Annotated in this window: 17 protein-coding genes, 1 tRNA gene and 1 pseudogene; 5 read left to right on the plus strand and 14 right to left on the minus strand. The window is 71.7% G+C overall.

Annotated features, from left to right (window positions below; genetic code table 11):
* Positions 1–89: 89 nt before the first annotated feature.
* Positions 90–163: transfer RNA gene (locus K3769_RS23515), tRNA-Gly, on the minus strand.
* Positions 164–706: 543 nt separating this feature from the next.
* Between K3769_RS23515 and dcd the strand changes: the two genes are divergently transcribed.
* Positions 707–1,282, plus strand: coding sequence for a dCTP deaminase (gene dcd, locus K3769_RS23520; RefSeq protein WP_217454233.1), 576 nt, complete (start codon positions 707–709; stop codon positions 1,280–1,282).
* A 31-nt stretch (positions 1,283–1,313) separates the two neighbouring features.
* Positions 1,314–1,811: a phosphoribosyltransferase gene (locus K3769_RS23525; protein WP_267028336.1), complete on the plus strand. Its 498-nt coding sequence runs from the start codon at positions 1,314–1,316 to the stop codon at positions 1,809–1,811.
* A 42-nt stretch (positions 1,812–1,853) separates the two neighbouring features.
* Here the strand turns inward: K3769_RS23525 and K3769_RS23530 are convergent, their stop codons facing one another.
* Positions 1,854–2,744, minus strand: coding sequence for an AraC family transcriptional regulator (locus K3769_RS23530; protein WP_267028337.1), 891 nt, complete (start codon positions 2,742–2,744; stop codon positions 1,854–1,856).
* A gap of 238 nt (positions 2,745–2,982) precedes the next feature.
* On the opposite strand from K3769_RS23530, the gene K3769_RS23535 reads away from it, so the two are divergent.
* The gene (locus tag K3769_RS23535; protein ID WP_267028338.1) at positions 2,983–3,618 is read left to right on the plus strand and encodes a hypothetical protein; all 636 of its coding nucleotides are present in this window, start codon (positions 2,983–2,985) and stop codon (positions 3,616–3,618) included.
* Positions 3,619–3,658: 40 nt separating this feature from the next.
* Here K3769_RS23535 and K3769_RS23540 read toward each other — a convergent pair whose 3' ends face one another.
* From K3769_RS23540 to K3769_RS23555, 4 genes and pseudogenes are all read right to left on the minus strand, one after another.
* Positions 3,659–4,837 (minus strand): sulfite oxidase, encoded by a 1,179-nt coding sequence (locus K3769_RS23540; RefSeq protein ID WP_372515014.1) that lies wholly within the window; start codon positions 4,835–4,837, stop codon positions 3,659–3,661.
* Between the two features lie 128 nt (positions 4,838–4,965).
* A complete protein-coding gene (locus K3769_RS23545; protein ID WP_267028339.1) occupies positions 4,966–6,003 on the minus strand; it encodes a YIP1 family protein in 1,038 nt (345 codons plus the stop codon).
* A 37-nt stretch (positions 6,004–6,040) separates the two neighbouring features.
* Entirely contained in the window at positions 6,041–7,498 is a 1,458-nt protein-coding gene (locus K3769_RS23550) for an FG-GAP-like repeat-containing protein (protein WP_267028340.1), read from the minus strand.
* Between the two features lie 105 nt (positions 7,499–7,603).
* Positions 7,604–7,879: pseudogene (locus tag K3769_RS23555) on the minus strand (ATP-binding protein); the annotation flags it as partial.
* 190 nt (positions 7,880–8,069) lie between these two features.
* Between K3769_RS23555 and K3769_RS23560 the strand changes: the two are divergent.
* Together K3769_RS23560 and K3769_RS23565 are read left to right on the plus strand one after the other, a co-directional pair.
* Positions 8,070–8,915 carry a helix-turn-helix domain-containing protein gene (locus tag K3769_RS23560; protein ID WP_267028341.1) on the plus strand — a complete coding sequence of 282 codons (846 nt, stop codon included), beginning with the start codon at positions 8,070–8,072 and terminating at the stop codon, positions 8,913–8,915.
* On the plus strand, positions 8,912–9,127 hold the full coding sequence (locus K3769_RS23565) for a DUF397 domain-containing protein (protein ID WP_267028342.1): 216 nt from the start codon (positions 8,912–8,914) through the stop codon (positions 9,125–9,127). The genes K3769_RS23560 and K3769_RS23565 overlap by 4 nt, the downstream gene beginning before the upstream one ends.
* A 72-nt stretch (positions 9,128–9,199) precedes the next feature.
* On the opposite strand, the gene K3769_RS23570 is transcribed toward K3769_RS23565, so the two are convergent.
* The 8 genes from K3769_RS23570 to K3769_RS23605 form a co-directional block, all read right to left on the minus strand.
* The gene (locus K3769_RS23570; protein WP_372515165.1) at positions 9,200–10,507 is read right to left on the minus strand and encodes an FG-GAP repeat domain-containing protein; all 1,308 of its coding nucleotides are present in this window, start codon (positions 10,505–10,507) and stop codon (positions 9,200–9,202) included.
* A gap of 136 nt (positions 10,508–10,643) precedes the next feature.
* Positions 10,644–12,275 (minus strand): NADase-type glycan-binding domain-containing protein, encoded by a 1,632-nt coding sequence (locus K3769_RS23575; RefSeq protein WP_267028343.1) that lies wholly within the window; start codon positions 12,273–12,275, stop codon positions 10,644–10,646.
* Entirely contained in the window at positions 12,272–12,829 is a 558-nt protein-coding gene (locus K3769_RS23580; RefSeq protein ID WP_267028344.1) for a phage tail protein, read from the minus strand. The genes K3769_RS23575 and K3769_RS23580 overlap by 4 nt, the downstream gene beginning before the upstream one ends.
* A complete protein-coding gene (locus tag K3769_RS23585; RefSeq protein ID WP_267028345.1) occupies positions 12,826–13,056 on the minus strand; it encodes a hypothetical protein in 231 nt (76 codons plus the stop codon). Before K3769_RS23585 ends, K3769_RS23580 begins: the two co-directional genes overlap by 4 nt.
* Complete coding sequence (locus K3769_RS23590) at positions 13,053–15,011, minus strand: putative baseplate assembly protein (protein ID WP_267028346.1); 1,959 nt, start codon at positions 15,009–15,011, stop codon at positions 13,053–13,055. The genes K3769_RS23585 and K3769_RS23590 overlap by 4 nt, the downstream gene beginning before the upstream one ends.
* On the minus strand, positions 15,011–15,457 hold the full coding sequence (locus tag K3769_RS23595) for a GPW/gp25 family protein (protein WP_267028347.1): 447 nt from the start codon (positions 15,455–15,457) through the stop codon (positions 15,011–15,013). Before K3769_RS23595 ends, K3769_RS23590 begins: the two co-directional genes overlap by 1 nt.
* Positions 15,458–15,533: 76 nt before the next feature.
* Positions 15,534–17,435: a VgrG-related protein gene (locus tag K3769_RS23600; RefSeq protein ID WP_267028348.1), complete on the minus strand. Its 1,902-nt coding sequence runs from the start codon at positions 17,433–17,435 to the stop codon at positions 15,534–15,536.
* Positions 17,435–18,157 carry a CIS tube protein gene (locus K3769_RS23605; protein WP_267028349.1) on the minus strand — a complete coding sequence of 241 codons (723 nt, stop codon included), beginning with the start codon at positions 18,155–18,157 and terminating at the stop codon, positions 17,435–17,437. The genes K3769_RS23600 and K3769_RS23605 overlap by 1 nt, the downstream gene beginning before the upstream one ends.
* Positions 18,158–18,171: the final 14 nt, after the last annotated feature.

An 18,171-nucleotide genomic window follows, 5' to 3' on the forward strand; every position in this document is an offset into this window, starting at 1 on the left:
CCACGCCTTGTGGTGCGGATGTGGTGCGCGCCCCGCTCACCGGTCTAGACAACAAGAAACCCCCGGGTCAATGACCTGGGGGTTCTGCGTGGAGCGGGTGACGAGAATCGAACTCGCACTCTCAGCTTGGGAAGCTGATGTTCTACCACTAAACTACACCCGCGTGAGACGCCGGATTTATGTCGTTCGTGCCGGTGTCGGAAACGCGGATTCACCATACCTCATGCCAGGCCCCCGGTGCTGAAGCCGTGGGGTCCAGGGGTGTTTCGGGGGGTGGACGGGGCTGCGATGCGCGGGAGTTGAGGCGTACGGTGGAGGAGCTGGAGAGGGGGCGGGTGGGATCGGAGTGCCGCCTGGAAGGCCGTCCCTTTCATCCCGTAATGTGGCTTCCTCTTCAGTCAGACGCGGCTCGTGGGGAAGGGACTCTGAGGACTTGATGGAACGCAGCACCGTCGTCCGTTGTGCCGAGGGGCACGTATTCAGCACCGCATCACTTCCGATGCAGCAGGCCGAGCGGCTCGGTCCTGGCCGGCTGATCCGTTGTCCCCGCTGCACCCGGCTCCGCAACGTCGTACCGGTGGAGTTCGAGAAGCGCTGAGCGGTCGGCAGACAGCAGTGCCGGCAGCGGTCAGTAGTTCAGGAGCCCGGGGGCCCGCCACGATCACCGGATTGTGGCGGGCCCCCGGGCTCTGCGTATCCTCGGGGCGTGCTTCTCTCTGACAAGGACATCCGGGCCGAGATCGACGCCGGGCGTGTACGGATCGACCCCTACGACGAATCCATGGTGCAGCCCTCCAGCATCGATGTGCGGCTCGACCGCTACTTCCGGGTGTTCGAGAACCACCGTTACCCCCACATCGACCCCTCCGTCGAGCAGGCGGATCTGACGCGGCTCGTCGAGCCCGAGGGGGACGAGCCGTTCATCCTGCACCCCGGGGAGTTCGTGCTGGCGAGCACGTACGAGGTCATCTCACTTCCCGACGACCTCGCCTCGCGGCTCGAGGGCAAGAGCTCGCTCGGGCGGCTCGGGCTCGTCACCCACTCCACCGCCGGGTTCATCGACCCCGGGTTCTCCGGGCATGTGACCCTCGAACTGTCCAACCTCGCCACCCTGCCCATCAAACTCTGGCCGGGGATGAAGATCGGGCAGCTGTGCATGTTCCAGCTCAGCTCGTCGGCCGAGTTCCCGTACGGCAGCGACCGGTACGGGTCCCGCTACCAGGGGCAGCGCGGCCCGACCGCCTCCCGCTCCTTCCTCAACTTCCATCGGACCCAGGTGTGAGCGGCGACGAGGGGAGCGGGGAGGGGAGAGCGTGAGTGACGTGCGGGAGAACCTGACGTACGAAGGGTTCGGGAGTGCCGTTCGTGAGCTTGCTCAGGCCATCGCCGACGACGGGTACGCGCCCGACATCGTGCTCAGCATCGCGCGCGGCGGTGTCTTCGTGGCCGGTGGGCTCGCCTACGCCCTCGACTGCAAGAACATCCACCTCGTGAACGTGGAGTTCTATACGGGGGTCGGGACCACTCTCGACATGCCGGTCATGCTGGCCCCCGTTCCCAACGCCATCGACTTCTCCGACAAGAAAGTGCTGATCACGGACGACGTGGCCGACACCGGCAAGACGTTGAAGCTCGTCCACGACTTCTGCGTCGGCGCCGTCGCCGAGGTTCGCTCCGCGGTCATCTACGAGAAGTCGCAGTCCCTGGTGAAGTGCGAGTACGTGTGGAAGCGCACCGATGAGTGGATCAACTTTCCGTGGAGTGTTGAACCGCCTGTGGTGAAGCGGGCGGGGCAGGTGCTCGACGCCTGAGACGCCTGACGTTCGCGGGAGCGTCGAGCGGCTGCCCCGCCGTCAGGGTGTCGTGCGGGTCACCGGGATCCACAGTTCCGCGTCCGCCTCCGTGGCGTCCTTCGACAGGTGGGTGCGGAGGATCTCCGGACCCGGCCTGCTCTCGTACGGGTTGGACGGGAACCACTGCGTGAACACGTCCCGCCACATGTGCTGCAGTGCCAGCGGGAACGGGCCCGAGCTTTCGAAGACCGCCCATGTTCCCGGTGGGACCGTGAGGGAGTCCAGGTCCTCCGGGACGGTCGTCCCGGTGTCCGTCACCACCGCGTGGTAGTAGTCCAGTTCCGTTCCCTCCGCCCTGCTCGGGGCGAGGTTGTCGCTCACCCCCACGATTCCCCGCGGCTGCTGGACAGAGGGGTCGGTGGGGTCCGACAGGGCCTTGATCCGTTGCATTGTCTCCGGGGGGAGGCCTCGGATGAACTTCGCGATCTCCGGGTTCATCCCCTCGTGGACCAGCGGGACCCTGATCCTCTTCCCCACCACCTGGAACGCCTCTTTCCGTACGATCCTGTAGCGCATACTGCTGCTCCCCTCTATGACCAGGCGGAAGGACAGCCGGGGCTGGGAGGTCAGCGAGGTTCCGGTTCGGCGGGCCTCGCCCGGGCCCACGCCGTGCACCGCGCGGAACGCCCGCGCGAACGCCTCTCCCGAGCCGTAGCCGTACCGCACCGCGATCTCCAGCAGCGTCCGCTCCCCGGCCAGCACCTCGGCGCCCGCCACGGTGAGCCGTCTGCGCCGGATGTACTCGGACAGCGGGAGCCCCGCCAGCGCGGAGAACAGCCGGCGGAGGTGGTACTCCGACGTCATCGCGATCCGCGCCAGCTCGGTCACCTCGATCTGCTGATCGAGCCGTGACTCGATGTGCTCCAGAGCCTCGTTCAGTCGCTCCAGCAACTCGGCCTCCTTCCTTTGCGTCCCCCACGTTAGGAACGTCCTACGTTGCCGGACCCGACAGTCCGTGCCCGGTTCGGTCGGGTCCGGTTCGGTCGGGTCCGGACGGCCTGGATGGTCTGGTGGCCCGTTATAGAAACGCTTGCGTTTCGGTTTTGGGTTACGTAGGTTGAGTGTACGAAACCGTTTCGTATCGATCTGATCCATGTTTGTCGGAAGGTAGTGAACGTCGAAAATGACCATGACCACCCTTGAGATTCCCGTACGGGCCGCCGTGCGCGCCGCCGGACTCGTGGACGTGCCCGCCGTGGTGCGGTTGATCACGCGGAGTTCCGCCGGGCACTCGGAGCAGGCTCAGCGCGCCATGCGGCTGGTGCTGGCCCATCACGCCCTGGAGGAGGGACGGGTGTGGGTGGCCGAGCGGGACGACGACGGCACGTTGCTGGCCGCCGCCATCTGGCTGCCGCCCGGAACCGGTACCGATCCTCCCGGCCCGCGGCTGAAGAGCGTTCTCTCCCGTGAGCTTTCGACCGGGCATTCCACGGGGAGGTCCACCAGGCGTTCCGCCGACGCGTCCGTCTTCTGTCTGCCTCCGCAGTCGGCGCCGTACTGGACGCTGGTCGCCGTCTGCGCTCCGGACGAGACGGACGCCTGGGACCGTACGGTGGTCGACGGGCTGCTGGCTCCGGGGCTGCGGGCCGTCGACGAGCAGGACGCCACCGCCGTCGCGGTCACGATGTCGGCCCGGCACGGGGACCAGTTGCGGCACCTCGGGTTCCGCGGGCCGCGGCAGGCGCGCGTCGCGCCGGGTGCGAGTGTCTGGCTCACCACCCGGCCTCGGCCCGCCGGGCCCGCCTGGAGCCGGGCAGCCGCCTGAGGAGTTGCCGACCGGCCCCAGGCGGATCCCGGTGGTCGTTCTACTGGCAGACCACCGGGATCCGCTGGACCTCGTTGTTGGCGAAGCCGCCCCGGTTCCACGGCTGGGTGAGAGGCTGGGCCGCGCCCTCGGCGTCCGTGGCGCGGACCGTCAGGACATGGCGGCCGGGGGTCGCCGTCCACGGTGTGTGCCAGTGGCGCCAGGACCACGGGCCGCTCTCCGGCGCGGCGAGTTCGGCGGTCTGCCAGGACGCACCGTCGTCCGCGCTGACCTCGACCTTCGTGACCGGAGCCCGGCCCGACCAGGCCCGCCCCTCCAACCGCACGGGACCGGGGCGTACGACCCGGGTGCGGGACATGAAGTCGGGGAAGCCGGGCGGGATCATCAGCGCGCGCGGGGCGATACGGGTCACCGGTTCGCCGGTCTCGTCGGGGGACTGGCGGAAGCGGTACGCCACCGACTGCTGGAAACCGGTGAACGGAGTGTCGGTCAGCTCGATGTCCGTCAGCCACTTCACATGGGCCATGCCGTACCAGCCGGGGACGATCAGACGCACCGGGTAGCCGTGCTGCGGTGGCAGCGGGGCGCCGTTCATCTCGTACGCCACCAGCACCTCGGGGCCTGGGGCGGCGGCAGTGGCGTCCGCGAGGGTGAGGCTGCGGGCGTAGTCCTGCTCGACGCCGCGTTCCACTCCGTGGTCGGCTCCCGTGAAGACCGCCTCGACGGCGTCCGGCTCCACGCCCGCCTCGGCGAGCAGCGTCCGCAGGGGTACGCCCGTCCAGTCCGCCGTGCCGACCGCCTCGACCAGCCAGGGCTGGCTCACGGGGCGGGGGGAGAGCCGGGCCCGGCCGTTGCCCGCGCACTCCATCGTCACGCGGTGGGTGACCCGCGGGAGGGCGCGCAGGGTGGCCAGGTCCAGGGTCAGGGGCGTACGGACGCGGCCGTGGACCTTGAGGGTCCAGGTGTCGGCGTCGGCGGCCGGTATGTCGTAGTGGACGAGGATGTAGTGCAGGCCGGGCGGGGTCACGTCGTAGCGCAGGGCCTCCAGGGGGAGGCCGTGGTTGCGGGCCGCGAGGGCGAGTTCCTCGTGGCCGATCCCCTCGTCGGGGGCGGCCACGCGGCCGGGTGCGCTGACCTCCGCGAAGGCGTCGCGTGCGTCTGTGGCGTTGTCCGTAGCGTCCGTGGCGTCCGTGGCGGCCATGGCTTTCGTAGCGTCCATGGCTTCCATGGTGCTCCCGTCGGGCGCGCCGGGCACCCATGCGACATGCGCTCCACCCGGGGCCGGACATGCCGGGAGGCCGGACCGCGAGCGGCCGGCCTCCCCTGCGCGGGACGTGTGCGGGACTGCTAGAACGTGCCCAGCTTGATGATCGACAGCAGCGCGGCCAGCTGGATCGCCGACGCTCCCAGGGCCTTGGGCCACGGAAGGTCGTGCGACTTGCCGACCATCAGCGTGAACAGCGCGCCGGCCGCCACCCAGGTCGCCCAGCCCAGGATGCGTACGAAGGGCGCGTCGCCGCTCGCGAACATCGCGACGACCAGACGCGGCGCGTCCGTGAGCGACATGATCAGCATGGAGAGGCCGACCGTGGGCTGCCAGGCGCCGTCGCCGCCGAGCTGGCGGGCCAGGGTGTGGGTGACCACGCCCAGGATGAACGCGCTGAGCACGATCGCGACCGCCGTCACGAGGACGATGGGGACCGCGTTCGACAGGGTCGCGTTGATGGCGTCCGCGCGGGCGCCGTCGAAGCCGAAGACGGCCAGCAGGCCGTAGAGGAACGTCACGATGAGGGCGGGGCCCCACATCGTGTAGTCGCGCATGTGCAGGAAGGTCTGGTTCGGGCGCATGACGACGCCGCTCAGCAGTTCCTTCCAGTGCAGGGGCGGGCCGACGGGCGGCGCGGGCGTGCTGCCCGCACGGTAGGTGTCGCCCTGGTTGTACGGGTCCTCGCCGACGGAGAACGCCGTCGTGTGGCCCGGCTGGTTCGCCGCGTACGGGTCGTGGCCCTGCGGCTGCTGACCCCGGGGCTGGTGGCCCTGGGGGTGACGGCCCTGCGGGGAGTGGCCCGGGTCGCCGAAGTACTCCGGCTCGCCGTGTCCGTTCCCCTGCGGCCACTGCTGCGGGCCGTTGCCGCCGCCACCGCCGTACCGGGGCTGCTGAGGGTGGGCCCCGGGCGCGGGGGGATAGCCGTACGACGGGCCGCCCTGGGGGGCCTGCTGTCCGTACGGCTGCTGCCGCTGTTGTTGCGGAGGCGCCTGCTGCGCGCGGTTGTCCCGGCCGCGTCCGATCCTGAATCCAGCCACGTAATCGAACGTACCTGGTCCCGCTGAGTCACGGGCCGGGCCCGGGGCGTCGGGCCCGGCTTTGCTGCCGACCTGTGACATCCCCTAGGGGGTCCGTCAGAGGTCGGCCGACGTTTTGTCAGAGGCTGCTCAGGGTTTTGCCGTAGGTGAGCGCGCTCGTCGGGGCGGGCAGGTCCAGCCGGGCGGGGGTGAGGGCATAGGAGCCGTCGACGCTCGCGCGCGGGAAGGCCCACAGGCCACCGGAGTTGGCGTTCTCGCCGGGGGAGCCGACGGCCAGGTCCTTCCTGCCGTCGTGATCGTAGTCGCCGGTCGCGACGGCCGCGCCGAAGGCGTCGCCCGCCTCCGCGGCGCCCGGTACGCGCGGGGTGTTCTGGTTGTACGCGACCGCGACGCTGTCGCCGGACTCGTCGACCAGGCCGTCCTTCCTGCCGAACAGCACGGTGGCCGCTCCCGCGCCGGCCTTGGTACCGATCGCCTCGCCGGGTGCGCCCGCGACGAGGTCGTCTCGGCCGTCGCCGTCGAGGTCACCGACGGCGAGGGCCGCGCCGAAGCGGTCGCCGTCCTCGGCGCGGCCCGGTACGCCGGCCGTGTCCTGGTTCAGGGTCTGCTTGCGGAAGCCGAAGGAGCCGTCGGAGCCCGCGCCGTAGTGGATGTGGATGCCGCCGCCCTTCGCGTACTCCTCGGGGCCGCACGGGTCGTCGATGTTCTCGTCGGCGATCTCGCGGCACTCGCCGAGGACCAGGTCGTCGTGGCCGTCGCCGTCGAAGTCGCCGGCGGCGAGGGCGGAGACGCCGGCGTTGTCGGTGTTCCACACGTTGGCCAGGGCCTGCTCGGCCCTCTCCCACGCCCAGATCCGTACGTGGGACTGGGTGAACGGGTCGTTCGTCCAGTACCCCACCGCCAGGTCCGCGGCGCCGTCGCCGGTGAAGTCGCCGGTGGTCAGGATCGGGGCCCGGCCGCCCATGGGGGCGCTGACGACGGTCGCGGCGAGGCCGTCGGCGGTGCGCAGGACCACCTTGTCCCTGCCGCCGACCACGATGTCCCTGCTGCCGTCGCCGGTCAGGTCGGCCGCGGCGACCGACAGGCCGTACGCGGCGGAGGCGGCGGGGCCGGTGGTGACGTTGGCGCCGGGGCCGGGGCCGCCCTTCGCGCCGCCCACGACGACGACCACGCCGGCGTCCGTGCCGCGTCCGGTGATGTCCTCGCCGGGGGCGCCGGCGAGGAGTTCGGCGATGCCGTCGCCGTTGAGGTCCTCCAGGGCCACGGAGGCGCCGAAGCGGTCGCCCGCCTCGGGGGTGCCGGGTACCTCGGCGGTGGCCTGGGTGATGCGGATGCTGCCGTGGGCGCCGATGCCCCTCTTGCCGCCCCACAGGATGTTGACGTACCCGGCTCTCGCCTTGCCCGCGACGGCGGCGTCCGGCACGCCGACGGCCAGGTCGGCGTAGCCGTCGCCGTTGAAGTCGCTGGTGGAGGGTGAGGGGGAGGGGAGGGCGGCTGCCGTGGGGGCGAGGGCCAGGGCCGAGGTGGCCGCCGCGGCGACGGCGGTGGCGAGGGTGGCGTACGTCCGTATGCGCACGGGGGCCTCCAGAGGGCGGGGGTGGCTTCAAACGGGTGGCCGGGTGGCCGAGACCGCGGGGGTCCGGTGGGTCCGCTCGGTTCACCTGTGTGACACCTGGAGTATCGGGTCCGTGTCCCAGGCGCCGAGGCGGAGGGTGGGGCCGGACTGTCTGAGCTTCAGGGCGGCGGGGCCCTTGGTGTGGCGGATGGCGTTCCCGAGCAGCTCGGAGGCGAGCAGCTCCGCGGGTTCCACGAGGCCGGGGAGGTGGTGGCTGGTCAGGATGTCGCGCAGGGCCCGACGGCAGATGCCCACGGCTCGGGGGTCGTGGGGGATGTAGAGGGTGTACTCCCAGGGCGGGGGTGCGGGTGCGGGTGCGGGTTTGGGCGCGGACGTGGGCATGCGGGCTCCCGTCACGGGGTGGGGGTGGGGACGGAGTGGTGGCTGTTTCGCGCTGCCGTAGGCATGGCAGCACGGTGCGCTTCCGCTCCGCTGGGTGTTCGTTACGTGACTCAAGGTAGGGGAGTAGCTTGACCCGGGTCAAGCTACTCCCCTACCTTGAGTCACGTAACGCATGGGAAGAGAGGGGCAGATGGTCGCCAGGACCGTGATCACGGTGAGGCAGGAGCGCTTGGGCACGGAGCTGCGCAAGCTGCGGGAGCGCTCAGGGCTGGGACTTCGGGAAGCTGCCCGTGCGACGGGGATCAACGAGAGCAAGCTCTCCAACGTGGAGACGGCCCGGGTCGGGGTGAGCGCGGAGCGCGTCCGGTTCCTGGCCAGTCACTACGGAGTCGGAGACAGCCCACTCGTCGACGCGCTGACGGTCATGGCGACCGAACGGGTGCGCGGATGGTGGGAGAAGTATCGCGGTCGACTCCCGCGGAGCTTTGTCGATCTCGCCGAACTGGAGTACCACGCGACCTACTTGAGGTCGTTCGAGATGGTGAGCATCCCCGGTCTGTTGCAGACCGAGGAGCACGTTCAAGCGCTCTACGGCGAGACGTTCTGGGGGATGGCGGAGGAGCAGCGCACAGCCAGAGCGCTGTTCAGGCTGCGGCGCCAGGAGGTTCTTGAGCGGGACGACATGGTGTACGAGGTGGTGATCCACGAAGCCGCTCTCCGTATCAGGAGAGCCGATCGCGGTGTCGCCCGACGGCAGCTGCGCCACATCCTGGAGCAGTCCGAGCGGCCCCAAGTCACCCTGCGTGTCGTGCCGTTCGACGTGGACGGTTTCAAGGTCCTCTACGCCACCCTGCTTCTGGGGGGTCCCGTCCCGGCGCTGGACACGGTCCTGCTGGACGCCGCGCACGCAGGCACCTTCCTGGACGCGGAGGCGCAACTCGACCGGTATCGCCGGTCTTTCGTGGAGGTGCAGAAGTCGGCATTGGGCATCGTAGAGTCGAGGGACTTCATCCACCGACTGACCCTGGACCAATGAGAAACCCTTACACGGCACAGGCTCCCTGGCAGAAGTCCTCGTTCTCCGGCGACCAGGAGGGCCCCAACTGCCTGGAGATAGGAGCCGCCCACTCCACCCTCCTCCTCCGCGAAAGCGAAGACCCCGGCACCGTGCTGGAAGCGACCGGCGTCGGGCTCGCCGGGCTCATACGGCATCTGCGTCGGGACGCAGAGGTCCCCGTGCCGCGGTGAGCGCCGGCCCCCTGGGGGGACTGTCGGGCTCACTTCAGGCGCAGGGACGCGCGGCCCCGTCGGCGTGGCGCATCAGCGCTCCGCGCCGAGGAAGTCCGATGTGGAGAAGGTCAGCGCCGGCTTCCGTGCGATCAGGTCCTTCTTCGCGCCCGGGTATACCGCGATCGTGTCCTCGGTGTCCCCGCGGTAGGCGCGTACCACCAGGTCCGCCCGCTTGTCGCCGTCGAAGTCGGCCACCGTCAGGACCCGGGTGGTGCCCCCGGCGGGCGGTTGCACGGTCACCATGCCGGTCGTGGACAGGCCGCCCGCGCGGCTCTTGAGGATCCTCAACCGCGAGCCGCTGGAGACCAGTTCGCTCAGTCCGTCGCCGTCGAAGTCCCCGGTGTCCAGGACCGTGCCGGCGACGGCCAGTTCACCGCGCAGGGTGCCCGGGACCTCGTACCGCAGGGCCGTGCCGCGCATCGTGCCGATGGCCGCGTCGAGGCCCTTGCCCCTGCCGAACTGGCCGAAGGCGACGTCGACGCCCTTCGGGAGGGCGACCGCGGTGCCGGTGGGGCCCGTCGGCCCGCCCAGGACGAGGGAGGAGTCGGAGGTGCCGGACCCCTCGGCCGTACGCACCAGCAGGTCGTCGTAGCCGTCGCCGTCGACGTCCACCGCGGGGGCCGCCGGGGCGTTGCCGGGCGAGGCGAGCGGCGCGCCGGCCGCCTTCGGGGCTCCCTTGCGGGTGAAGGGGCCGCGCAGATGGCTGAGGCGGCCGTCGGAGGCGTGCACAACGAGGTCGGCCGCCCCGTCGCCGTCGAAGTCGCCGCACACCGGCTGGTCCGGCCAGTCGTTGCCGAAGCGCGCCTGCGCGGGGATCGTCAGTTTGACCGCCTTGCCGGACAGGCCCCGGGCGGAGCCGAAGAGGATCTGCAACGGCACCGGCGGCTGCCCCTGGCCGTCGTACGGCGGGTCGGTCGACACGACGAGGTCGGTGAAGCCGTCCTTGTCCAGGTCGCAGCTCGCCTCCGCGTCGAAGACGGCGGGCGACTGCCCCTTGGTGGTGGCCGCGTGCCGCGCCGGGCTCAGCAACTGCCGTGCGCCGGGCACCAGTCCGTCGGCCGAGCCGTACACGATCCCGATGCCGGCGTCGTCCCCGTGCGTGTCCCGCTTCACCAGATCGTTGAGTACGAGGTCGCGGTGGCCGTCGCCGTTGAAGTCGCTGTCGACCTTGCTGCCCCTGCCCAGCGGTACGGGGATCCGGGCGGGGGCCTTGGCGACCGTGAGGGGCTCGCGGTCGGCGGCGCCCGGCCCGTTCCCGCCGTCCGGACCGCCGCAGCCCGCGAGCAGCAGGGCGCAGCCCGCCACGGCGCCCGCCGCGCGTATTCGGTTCAACCGTATGGCCACGTCAACCCCGACCGCATCGCGAGACAACAACCTGCACATGATGCGGTCGGGGTGGGTCATAAGTCATCAGGGATGGCCGTTTTCAGCCCTTGTCGACACCGTGGCGCTCATCACGACCTTGCTGGACCTGCTACGACCTGCTGGTGTTGGAGCGGCCGAAGAACTCGATCTCGGCGATGGACACCTGCTTCTTGGCGTCGGCGGCGTAGGCCGACTGCAGGATGAACCGCACCGCGCGGACCTCGCCCACCCGGAACTTGCGGGCCTGGCCGCCGGCGAGCCGGTCGAGGGTGATGAAGCGGTTGCTCTTCTTGCCGTCGGCGGTCGTGATCTGCACCTCGACACGCTTGGGGAGGGCCGACTCCTGAAGGTGCTCCTGCTTGGCCGAGACGCCGGAGGTGATGACCACGTCCAGCAGCCGGGTCGGGGTGTCGAACCGGGCCTCCACCCACTCCCCCTCACCGGACTGCGAGACTCCCGGGCCCCACCAGGTGTTGCTGAGGCCGTCGAAGGCGAGCTGAGCGCTGTGACCGGGGTACGAACGGGACGCCTTGACACTGTCCGGGCCGACCGGGGCGCGCTTGGCGAAGTGGTCGCGGGTCGCGTTGATCCCGTCGCCGATGTTGAGGATGAGGGCGATGACCAGGCCCAGTACGGCGGCGCCGACGACCCAGTTCATGATGCGGCCGAAGCCGCGGCGCAGGCGGGGGCGCTCACCGGCCCACGGGTTGACCGGGTTGCCGAAGTTCAGCAGGCGGCGCCACCAGGTCTGCCGCTCCGGCGGGCGCGGGCCGCCCTCCATGGGCATGGCGCAGCGGGCGCAGAAGTGCCGGTCGGGCCGGTTGGGGGTGGAGCACCACGGGCACGGCGGGCCGTCCTGGGGGCCGGACTCGGGGCCCGGGGCGCGCACCTGCGGGCGGCCGGCCAGCGGGACGCCCGGCAGTACGGGGGCGACGGCGGGGGTGACGGGAGCCCGGGGTTCGGGGTCGTTCACGGGGATGAGGAGGGACCTGGCCCGCTCGTCCGCGCTGTCCGCGGTGGAGGGGGGCGGGGCTCCGTGGCCGAGGGCCACCCTCGGCTCGGTGTCGGTGTCGTCCGTGTGGGCGCCGCCGGCCGTGCGGGGGGTGAGAGCGGAGAAGATGTCGGGCGCGGCCGGGTCGGGGGCTGCCGGGGAGGCGGGCGCCGGGGCCGGGGCGGGGTTCCGCTGCTCGGGGATGGCGGCGGTCGGCGCGGTCGGGGCATGCGGGACAGGCGGGGTGGACGAGGCATGCGGGGTGGACGAGGCGGGCGGGGTGCTGCCCGAACCGCCGCCTGTCCCGCCGTTCCGGTCCGGCCGGCCTTCCGCCGCCGGGCCGGTGGCCCCTGCGGCGCGCCGGTGGGTGTCGTCCCCAGCGGCGGAGGCGGAGGCGGGGGCGGCGGGCGAACCGGCCGCCGGGGCCGGTGTGTCGTGGCCCGTGCGGGCCGTGCCCGTACCGGCGGCGGGCACGGCGAAGCCGTCCCAGCCGGGTTCGCCGGCCGGTTCGCCGCCCCGGTTGCCGCCCGGCGTGCCGCCCGCGTTGTTGTCGGTCCCGCGGCCGGCCGCGGAGTCCCGCGCCGGGGTCGCGGCTCCCGCGGCCACCGGGGCCGCGGCGTTGCGGCCGGTGCCCCAGCCGAGTACCGCACCGCAGGAATCGCAGAAGGACTGGCCCGGCTCCGCGCGGGTGCCGCACTCGGCACAGCTGCGCGCCGGCTCCTGTCCCGTGCCGGAGTTCTGGCTGGTCATCTCTCGGGAGTCCTCTCGGTGGCGGTCACCTGGACCGTGTAGGGCATGTGGGCGGGGCGGGCGGCTGCCACGAGGCTGTCCAGGCGGTGTTCGTCCGCCTGGGTCGGGTGGGGCAGCCGCAGCGCGACGTGCAGGCGCGGGCGGCGGTCGCCGGGGACCGGGCCGAGCGGCCGGGCGTCCCAGGAGGCACCGCCGCTCTCGGTGATCTCCGGGGCCACGCCGAACACCAGGCGCACGGCCTCGGACAGGCCGCGGCTGGTACCCCGTACCCGGTGCAGGAATGCGGCGGCGGCGACGGCGGCGCGCAGCCGGTCCTCGGGCTCGCTGCCGTCGGTCTCGGCGCCGACCCAGCCGGCCAGCCACCGGGTGAAGTCCACCGGTGCCAGGGACGGCGTGAAGTACGAGTCCAGGTTGTCGAGGACGGCCAGGATCGGTGCGAGGACGTCGTCGAGCCCGCCGACGAACCGCTGCGCCAGATCGTCGTCGGCGAACACGGCGGGCAGCGTCTCCCCGATGGGCGCGGAGGATCCCAGCCCGTCGATGGAACCCCTCACGGCCGCACTCCCTTCGCGCGCGCGTACCCGCCGGGGACCGCGGCGGCGGCACCCGAGCAGCCCGCGACCGGACGGCCCGGACGGGCGGCCCCGGCCGTACGCCCCGCGGGGCGCGGCGACGCGGTGGCCGTACGGCGGACCCCGTCGTGCGCGGTCCGCACCCGGGACCCCCGCGGGGCCGTGGCGGGCGGGCGGGGGCCGGAGGTCTTCGGCCGGCGGGGGGTCACGCGCGGTCTCCGATCACTCGGACGCGGTGGTCGAAGGAGAAGACCAGGGACGGGGCGGCCAGGTCGATGCGGTCCGTGGGGTCGCCGCGCTTGCCGGTCAGGGGGTCCGCCGGGTGGAGCTGGACCTCGTCGACCAGTTCGACGCCGGGGACCCGCTGCAGGACGGCGAAGACCTCGCCGGACTGCACGGGCCGGCCGAAGCGCCAGCCCCGCCCGTCGGCGCCGCCGGTCAGCGGATCCAGGTGCCGGTACAGGGCGTCGTGCGCCTGACGGCGTACCCGGTCCGTGTCGGTCCCGCGGAACGCGTGCACCGTGGCGACCACCGTGATGCCCTGGTAGAAGGGCGGGCCCACCGCCAGACGCGTACCGATCAGGCGCCGTTCGTCGAGGTGGCGGGTGATGCGGTGCAACAGCGCGTCGCCGGGCACCAGTTGCTCGAACCGCAGCCGACCACCCGGGTCCGGTACGGCCTGGGGGACCACCAGCACCCGTACCGCGTACGCCCCGTGCTCGCCCTCGTCGCCCTCCAGGCAGGTGATGCGCGCCGTGTCGGGCGCGGCCCGGCGGGCCAGCTCCTCGTAGTCGCGCAGGGTCACCGCCCGCTCCTGGGCGCGCAGCGTGATGGGCGCGCGGGTCTTCGCCTCCTCCACCGTCTCGCCGTCGACCCCGCCGCGCGCCGCCTCCCGGTTGACGACCTCGGAGACGTACGGGACGGACGTGCGCAGCACCTGGACGGCGCCGCGCGCCACGTTCCCGGCCCGGCCGCCGCCCGTGCGGTAGCGGCGCGCGCGGATGACGGCGCCCTTGGGGGGCACCGCCCCGTACTGGCGCAGGCTGCCGTCGGGCTCCCGTACCGCCGGGCCGAAGGCGATGTCACCGGTCGCGGCGTCCAGGGTGATGTGCCGGTCGTGCGGGGTGGACGCGGCGAACGACGGGACGACCTCCCAGTCGGTCCAGCCCTCGTGCTCGGCGGTCTGCAGCAGCACCGGGGGCGTGTCGCCCACCACGGGGAAGTGGGCCAGCCGCAGCCGCTGGCCGGGCAGGCCGCTGGACTCGCCGAGCGCCTCGTCGGTCACGGTCTCCGCGTGCACGGCCGTGGTGGTGCCGCCCAGCGTGAACGCGTCCACGGACCGCACGGTCGGCGAGGTCGTGTAGAAGGGCTGGTCGGGCAGCGGCTCGGTGACCCGGCAGCGCAGCCAGCCGGCCTCCTGGCCACCGGTGCGCGACAGGGTGTGCCCGCCGGGCATGTGCAGGACGACCTCGCCCGGCCGGTTCAGCCCGCCGGTGCCGTCCCGGTCGACCTCGCAGACGACCCAGCCGTCCTCGGTCCACGCCTCCCACAGCAGCGGGGGCTGGCGCGGGTCCACACCGACACCGTCGACGCGGCTGTCGAGCTCCATCGCGACCGCGCAGTGCGGCACGGCGGCGTTCAGCCCGATCAGCATGCAGTCACCGGGCCGCGGGGACTCGGCGAAGCACATCAGGTCCTTGCCCTCGGCGAGGTCGGCGGTCCTGTCGGTGACGGGCTCGCCGTCACGCTGCAGCACGAGGTAGCGCAACTCGCACGGCACGATGGCCAGTTCGTCCTCGGTGGCGAAGACCGCGGCCTCCTGGTTCTCGGTGCGCGTGGTGGCGACCTCGGTGCCCACCGGCAGCAGCACCGGCTCCTCCTGCGGCGCGGACAGCCAGAACGTGACGTCCGTGCGCGCGGCGGAGGGCGGGAAGAGGGTGATGCCCACCAGGTCCAGGAACGCCAGGTGGTTCTTCTCCGGCACCCGGTTGAGCCGGTAGACGATCTGGTCGGCCATGTGGGCGACCGTCTCCACCAGGGTGATGCCCGGGTCGGAGACGTTGTGGTCGGTCCACTCCGGGGCGCGCTGCTGGATGTAGCGCTTGGCGTCGTCGACGAACTGCTGGAAGCGGCGGTCGTCGAGGTTCGGGGAGGGCAGTGCCATCAGTGGTCGCTTTCAGGGGAGTCGCCCGCACCGGGAATGTCGGGCTCCTCGTGGTAAGGGATGACGTAGAACGGGAAGACGAGGCTGCGCGGGTTGTTGGTGCCGCGGATCGAGTAGCGGACGTCGATGAAGAGCACGCCCTGCTCGGTGTCGGAGCCGGCGGTCACGTCGACGTCGCTGACCTCGATGCGCGGCTCCCAGCGGTCGAGGCTCGTGTACACCTCGTGCTGGATACGGCCGGCGGTCGCCTCGTTGACGGGGGCGAACACCAGGTCGTGGATGGCGCAGCCGAACTCGGGGCGCATCGGCCGCTCGCCCGGCGCGGTCGCCAGGACCAGCCGGATGGCCTCCTCGATCTCGCGCTCCCCGCTGACCATGGCGATGCCCCCGGTGGGGCCGATGCGCAGCGGGAACGCCCAGCCGGAACCGACGAACTGCTCGGCCATCAGTGACCCACCCGCCCTCTCGTCCTGGTCGTTGTCGTGCTCGTCGTCGTGCTCGTCGTCGTGGTCGTCCCGGCCGTCACGGGATCGGGTACGGCTTCTTGTTGACCGTCACGAGGCCCATGAGGTCGATGTTGACGGCCCGCATGCCCACCTGGCCGATGGTGTTGATCTGCACGGTGCCAGCCGCGTTCAGCGTCGCGGCACCGGCCGCCTTGAGGTTGAGGGCGCCCACCGCGTCCACGGACACGGCCCCGCCGAGCGACTTGAGGCTGACGATCCCGCGGCCCTGGAGGGTGAGCGGCCCGCCGCTCTTGATGCTGATGCCGGTCCGGGCGCTCAGCGAGAGACTGGTGCCCGCGTCGATGGACACCGCGGTACCGCCCGTGATGCTGACGGCGCCCTTGCTGTCCACGGTGATCTCGGTCTTGGTGCGGTCCAGGTTGATGGTCAGCCGGTCGTTGCCGGTGGCCAGCCGGACGCCCTGCTTGCGCAGGCCGGTCTGCTGGCTGAGCAGGTCCATCCGATTGCCGTCCCGGTCGGACACGGTGTGCCGGATCGCCTTCTTCTTGACGGGGTCGTGCAGCCACACGTCCTTCACCACGGTCGGCTTGTCGACGCCGTTGTAGAGGCCGCCGATGACGAACGGGTGGTCCAGGGCGCCCCGGTCGAAGGCGACCAGCACCTCGTCCCCGACGTCCATCGGGAAGATCCCGCCGCCCGCCTTGCCGCCCAGCTGCACGGTCCGCGTCCAGTCGCTGACGTACGCGTCGTCCAGCCACGGGAACTGCAGCTTCACCCGGCCCTGCTTCAGCGGATCCTGTACGTCCGTGACGAGCGCGTTGGCCACACTGGGCAGCCGGGGCGCGGACGCGCCGCCGCCGGACGTCAGCCCGAACAGGGAGCGCCACTGCCGGCCGCTCACGGTCACCAGCGTCTCGTAGTGACTGCCGGCGCCGAAGGTGTGCCGTACGGAGGTGACGGTGTACTTGCCCTCGAAGGGGACGCCCACGTCGGTGAGCGCGATGGCCACGCCGGGGCGCAGCACGGGATTGCCCTTCACCGTGACCTCCAGCTCGGCGAACGACGAGGTGAGGTCGTCCGCGAGGGAGGCGGCGGCGAACTTGACCTCGGGCCTGCGGTCGTACGGCGTGTCGGTCTCGACCAGCTTGGCGGCCTTGAAGGCGTTGGCGGCCTTCTGCGGGGTGGTCCCGATGGAGAAACCGGAGTAGGTGCCCGCCTTCGTCAGCTCGACGATCTTCTTCTTGGTCGGGATGTCCCAGCCGCGCGCCTCGACCTTGTCGACCTGGTCGGCGGCGGTGACGGCGGCCCGGCAGCGCAGTACGTCCACGCGGCCCCGCAGCACCCGGGGGTTGGGATCCTCGGGGGAGGTCGACAGGGGTGCCTTGGAGGCCGGATCCGGCTCGGCGAACTCGAACTTCCCCTTGGCGTCCAGCGACATCACCATCTCGTTCTCGTCGGCGAGCCGCGCGAGAAAGTCCCAGTCCGTCACGTTGGACTGGGAGATGAACTCGTAGACCGTCTTCGTCGTCTGGATCTTCCCGATCCCCACACCGTTCATCGAGGCCAGCTTGCGCGCGATGTCGGAGGCGGTCTGGTTGCGGTACGCGGCCACCCGGCGCACCCGCATCAGCCGGTGGCCCGGGTCGTAGCCGCGCACGACACTGAACGTGCCCGTGCCGTCGTAGTCGGTCTCCATCCCGGTGACCTCACCGGTGATCAGCGGGTTCCCGGCGCCCTGGCCGTCGGCGACGGGGGCGAGGACCACCTTGGAGCCGAACCTGATGTTCAGCTTGCCGAGCACGTCCCGGTCCGGGTCGCGGAAGGTGAGCCGGAACTCGCCCGGCACGCCCGCCCCGAGGTCGGCCCAGCCCGCGACGAGCAGCTTGATGTAGTCCGGCGGGATCTTCTTGCCGTCGATGGTGACGTGGATGATGTTGGAGAAAGAGGGCTTCGCCATCAGTGGCGCACCTCCTCGGCGGAGGGGAGGACCAGCTCGACACCGGTGGGCAGGTGCGCGGGGTTGTCGATCCCGTTGGCCTCGGCGATCGCGCGCCAGGCGGACGCGTTGCCGTACTCGCGCCAGGCCAGCGACTGCAGGGAGTCGCCCGCCACGACCCGGTGCACCCGCTGCGCGGTGAGCGCGCCCGAGGTCGGGTTCTGGCCCTTGACCGTGCTGGGGATCTCGTGCAGCGCCACCTGGCAGGTGGCGCGGATCGGCACGCCGGTCGTGCTGAACAGCGAGTAGGTGACGTCCACGGAGTTCACGTACGAGGTGAAGCGGGCCGTGGAGAACGAGCCCCACTGGAAGACCACCCAGGGCGGCGAGGGCTGTTTCGCGGCGATGCTCTTGGCCGTCACCTCGCAGCAGTCCAGCAGGGACTCCACGTTCTTCAGCACGACGTTGCTGGTCGGCTTGGCGGACGTGTCCAGGAAGATCTCGACCGTCAGGTGCCGCGGCTCGGGCCCCATGAACTCCGGGACCGTGCCGTCGCGTACGGCCGCGGCGGGTGTGGACTTCCACTGGGAGCGCCGGTTCAGCTGCAGCTGCGAGGGGTTGAAGTCGAAGTTGAACGTCTTGATCAGGCCGCCCGGGGTGGTGCTGGATCCGACGGGCGGTTCGTGGATGGCGATCGTGGCGCGTACGAGGCTCTTGCCCGCGCCCTTGCTTCCCTTGGCCATGGTGGTGTCCCGCC

Source organism: Streptomyces ortus, assembly GCF_026341275.1.
In the GTDB taxonomy this organism is placed as follows: Bacteria; Actinomycetota; Actinomycetes; order Streptomycetales; family Streptomycetaceae; genus Streptomyces; species Streptomyces ortus.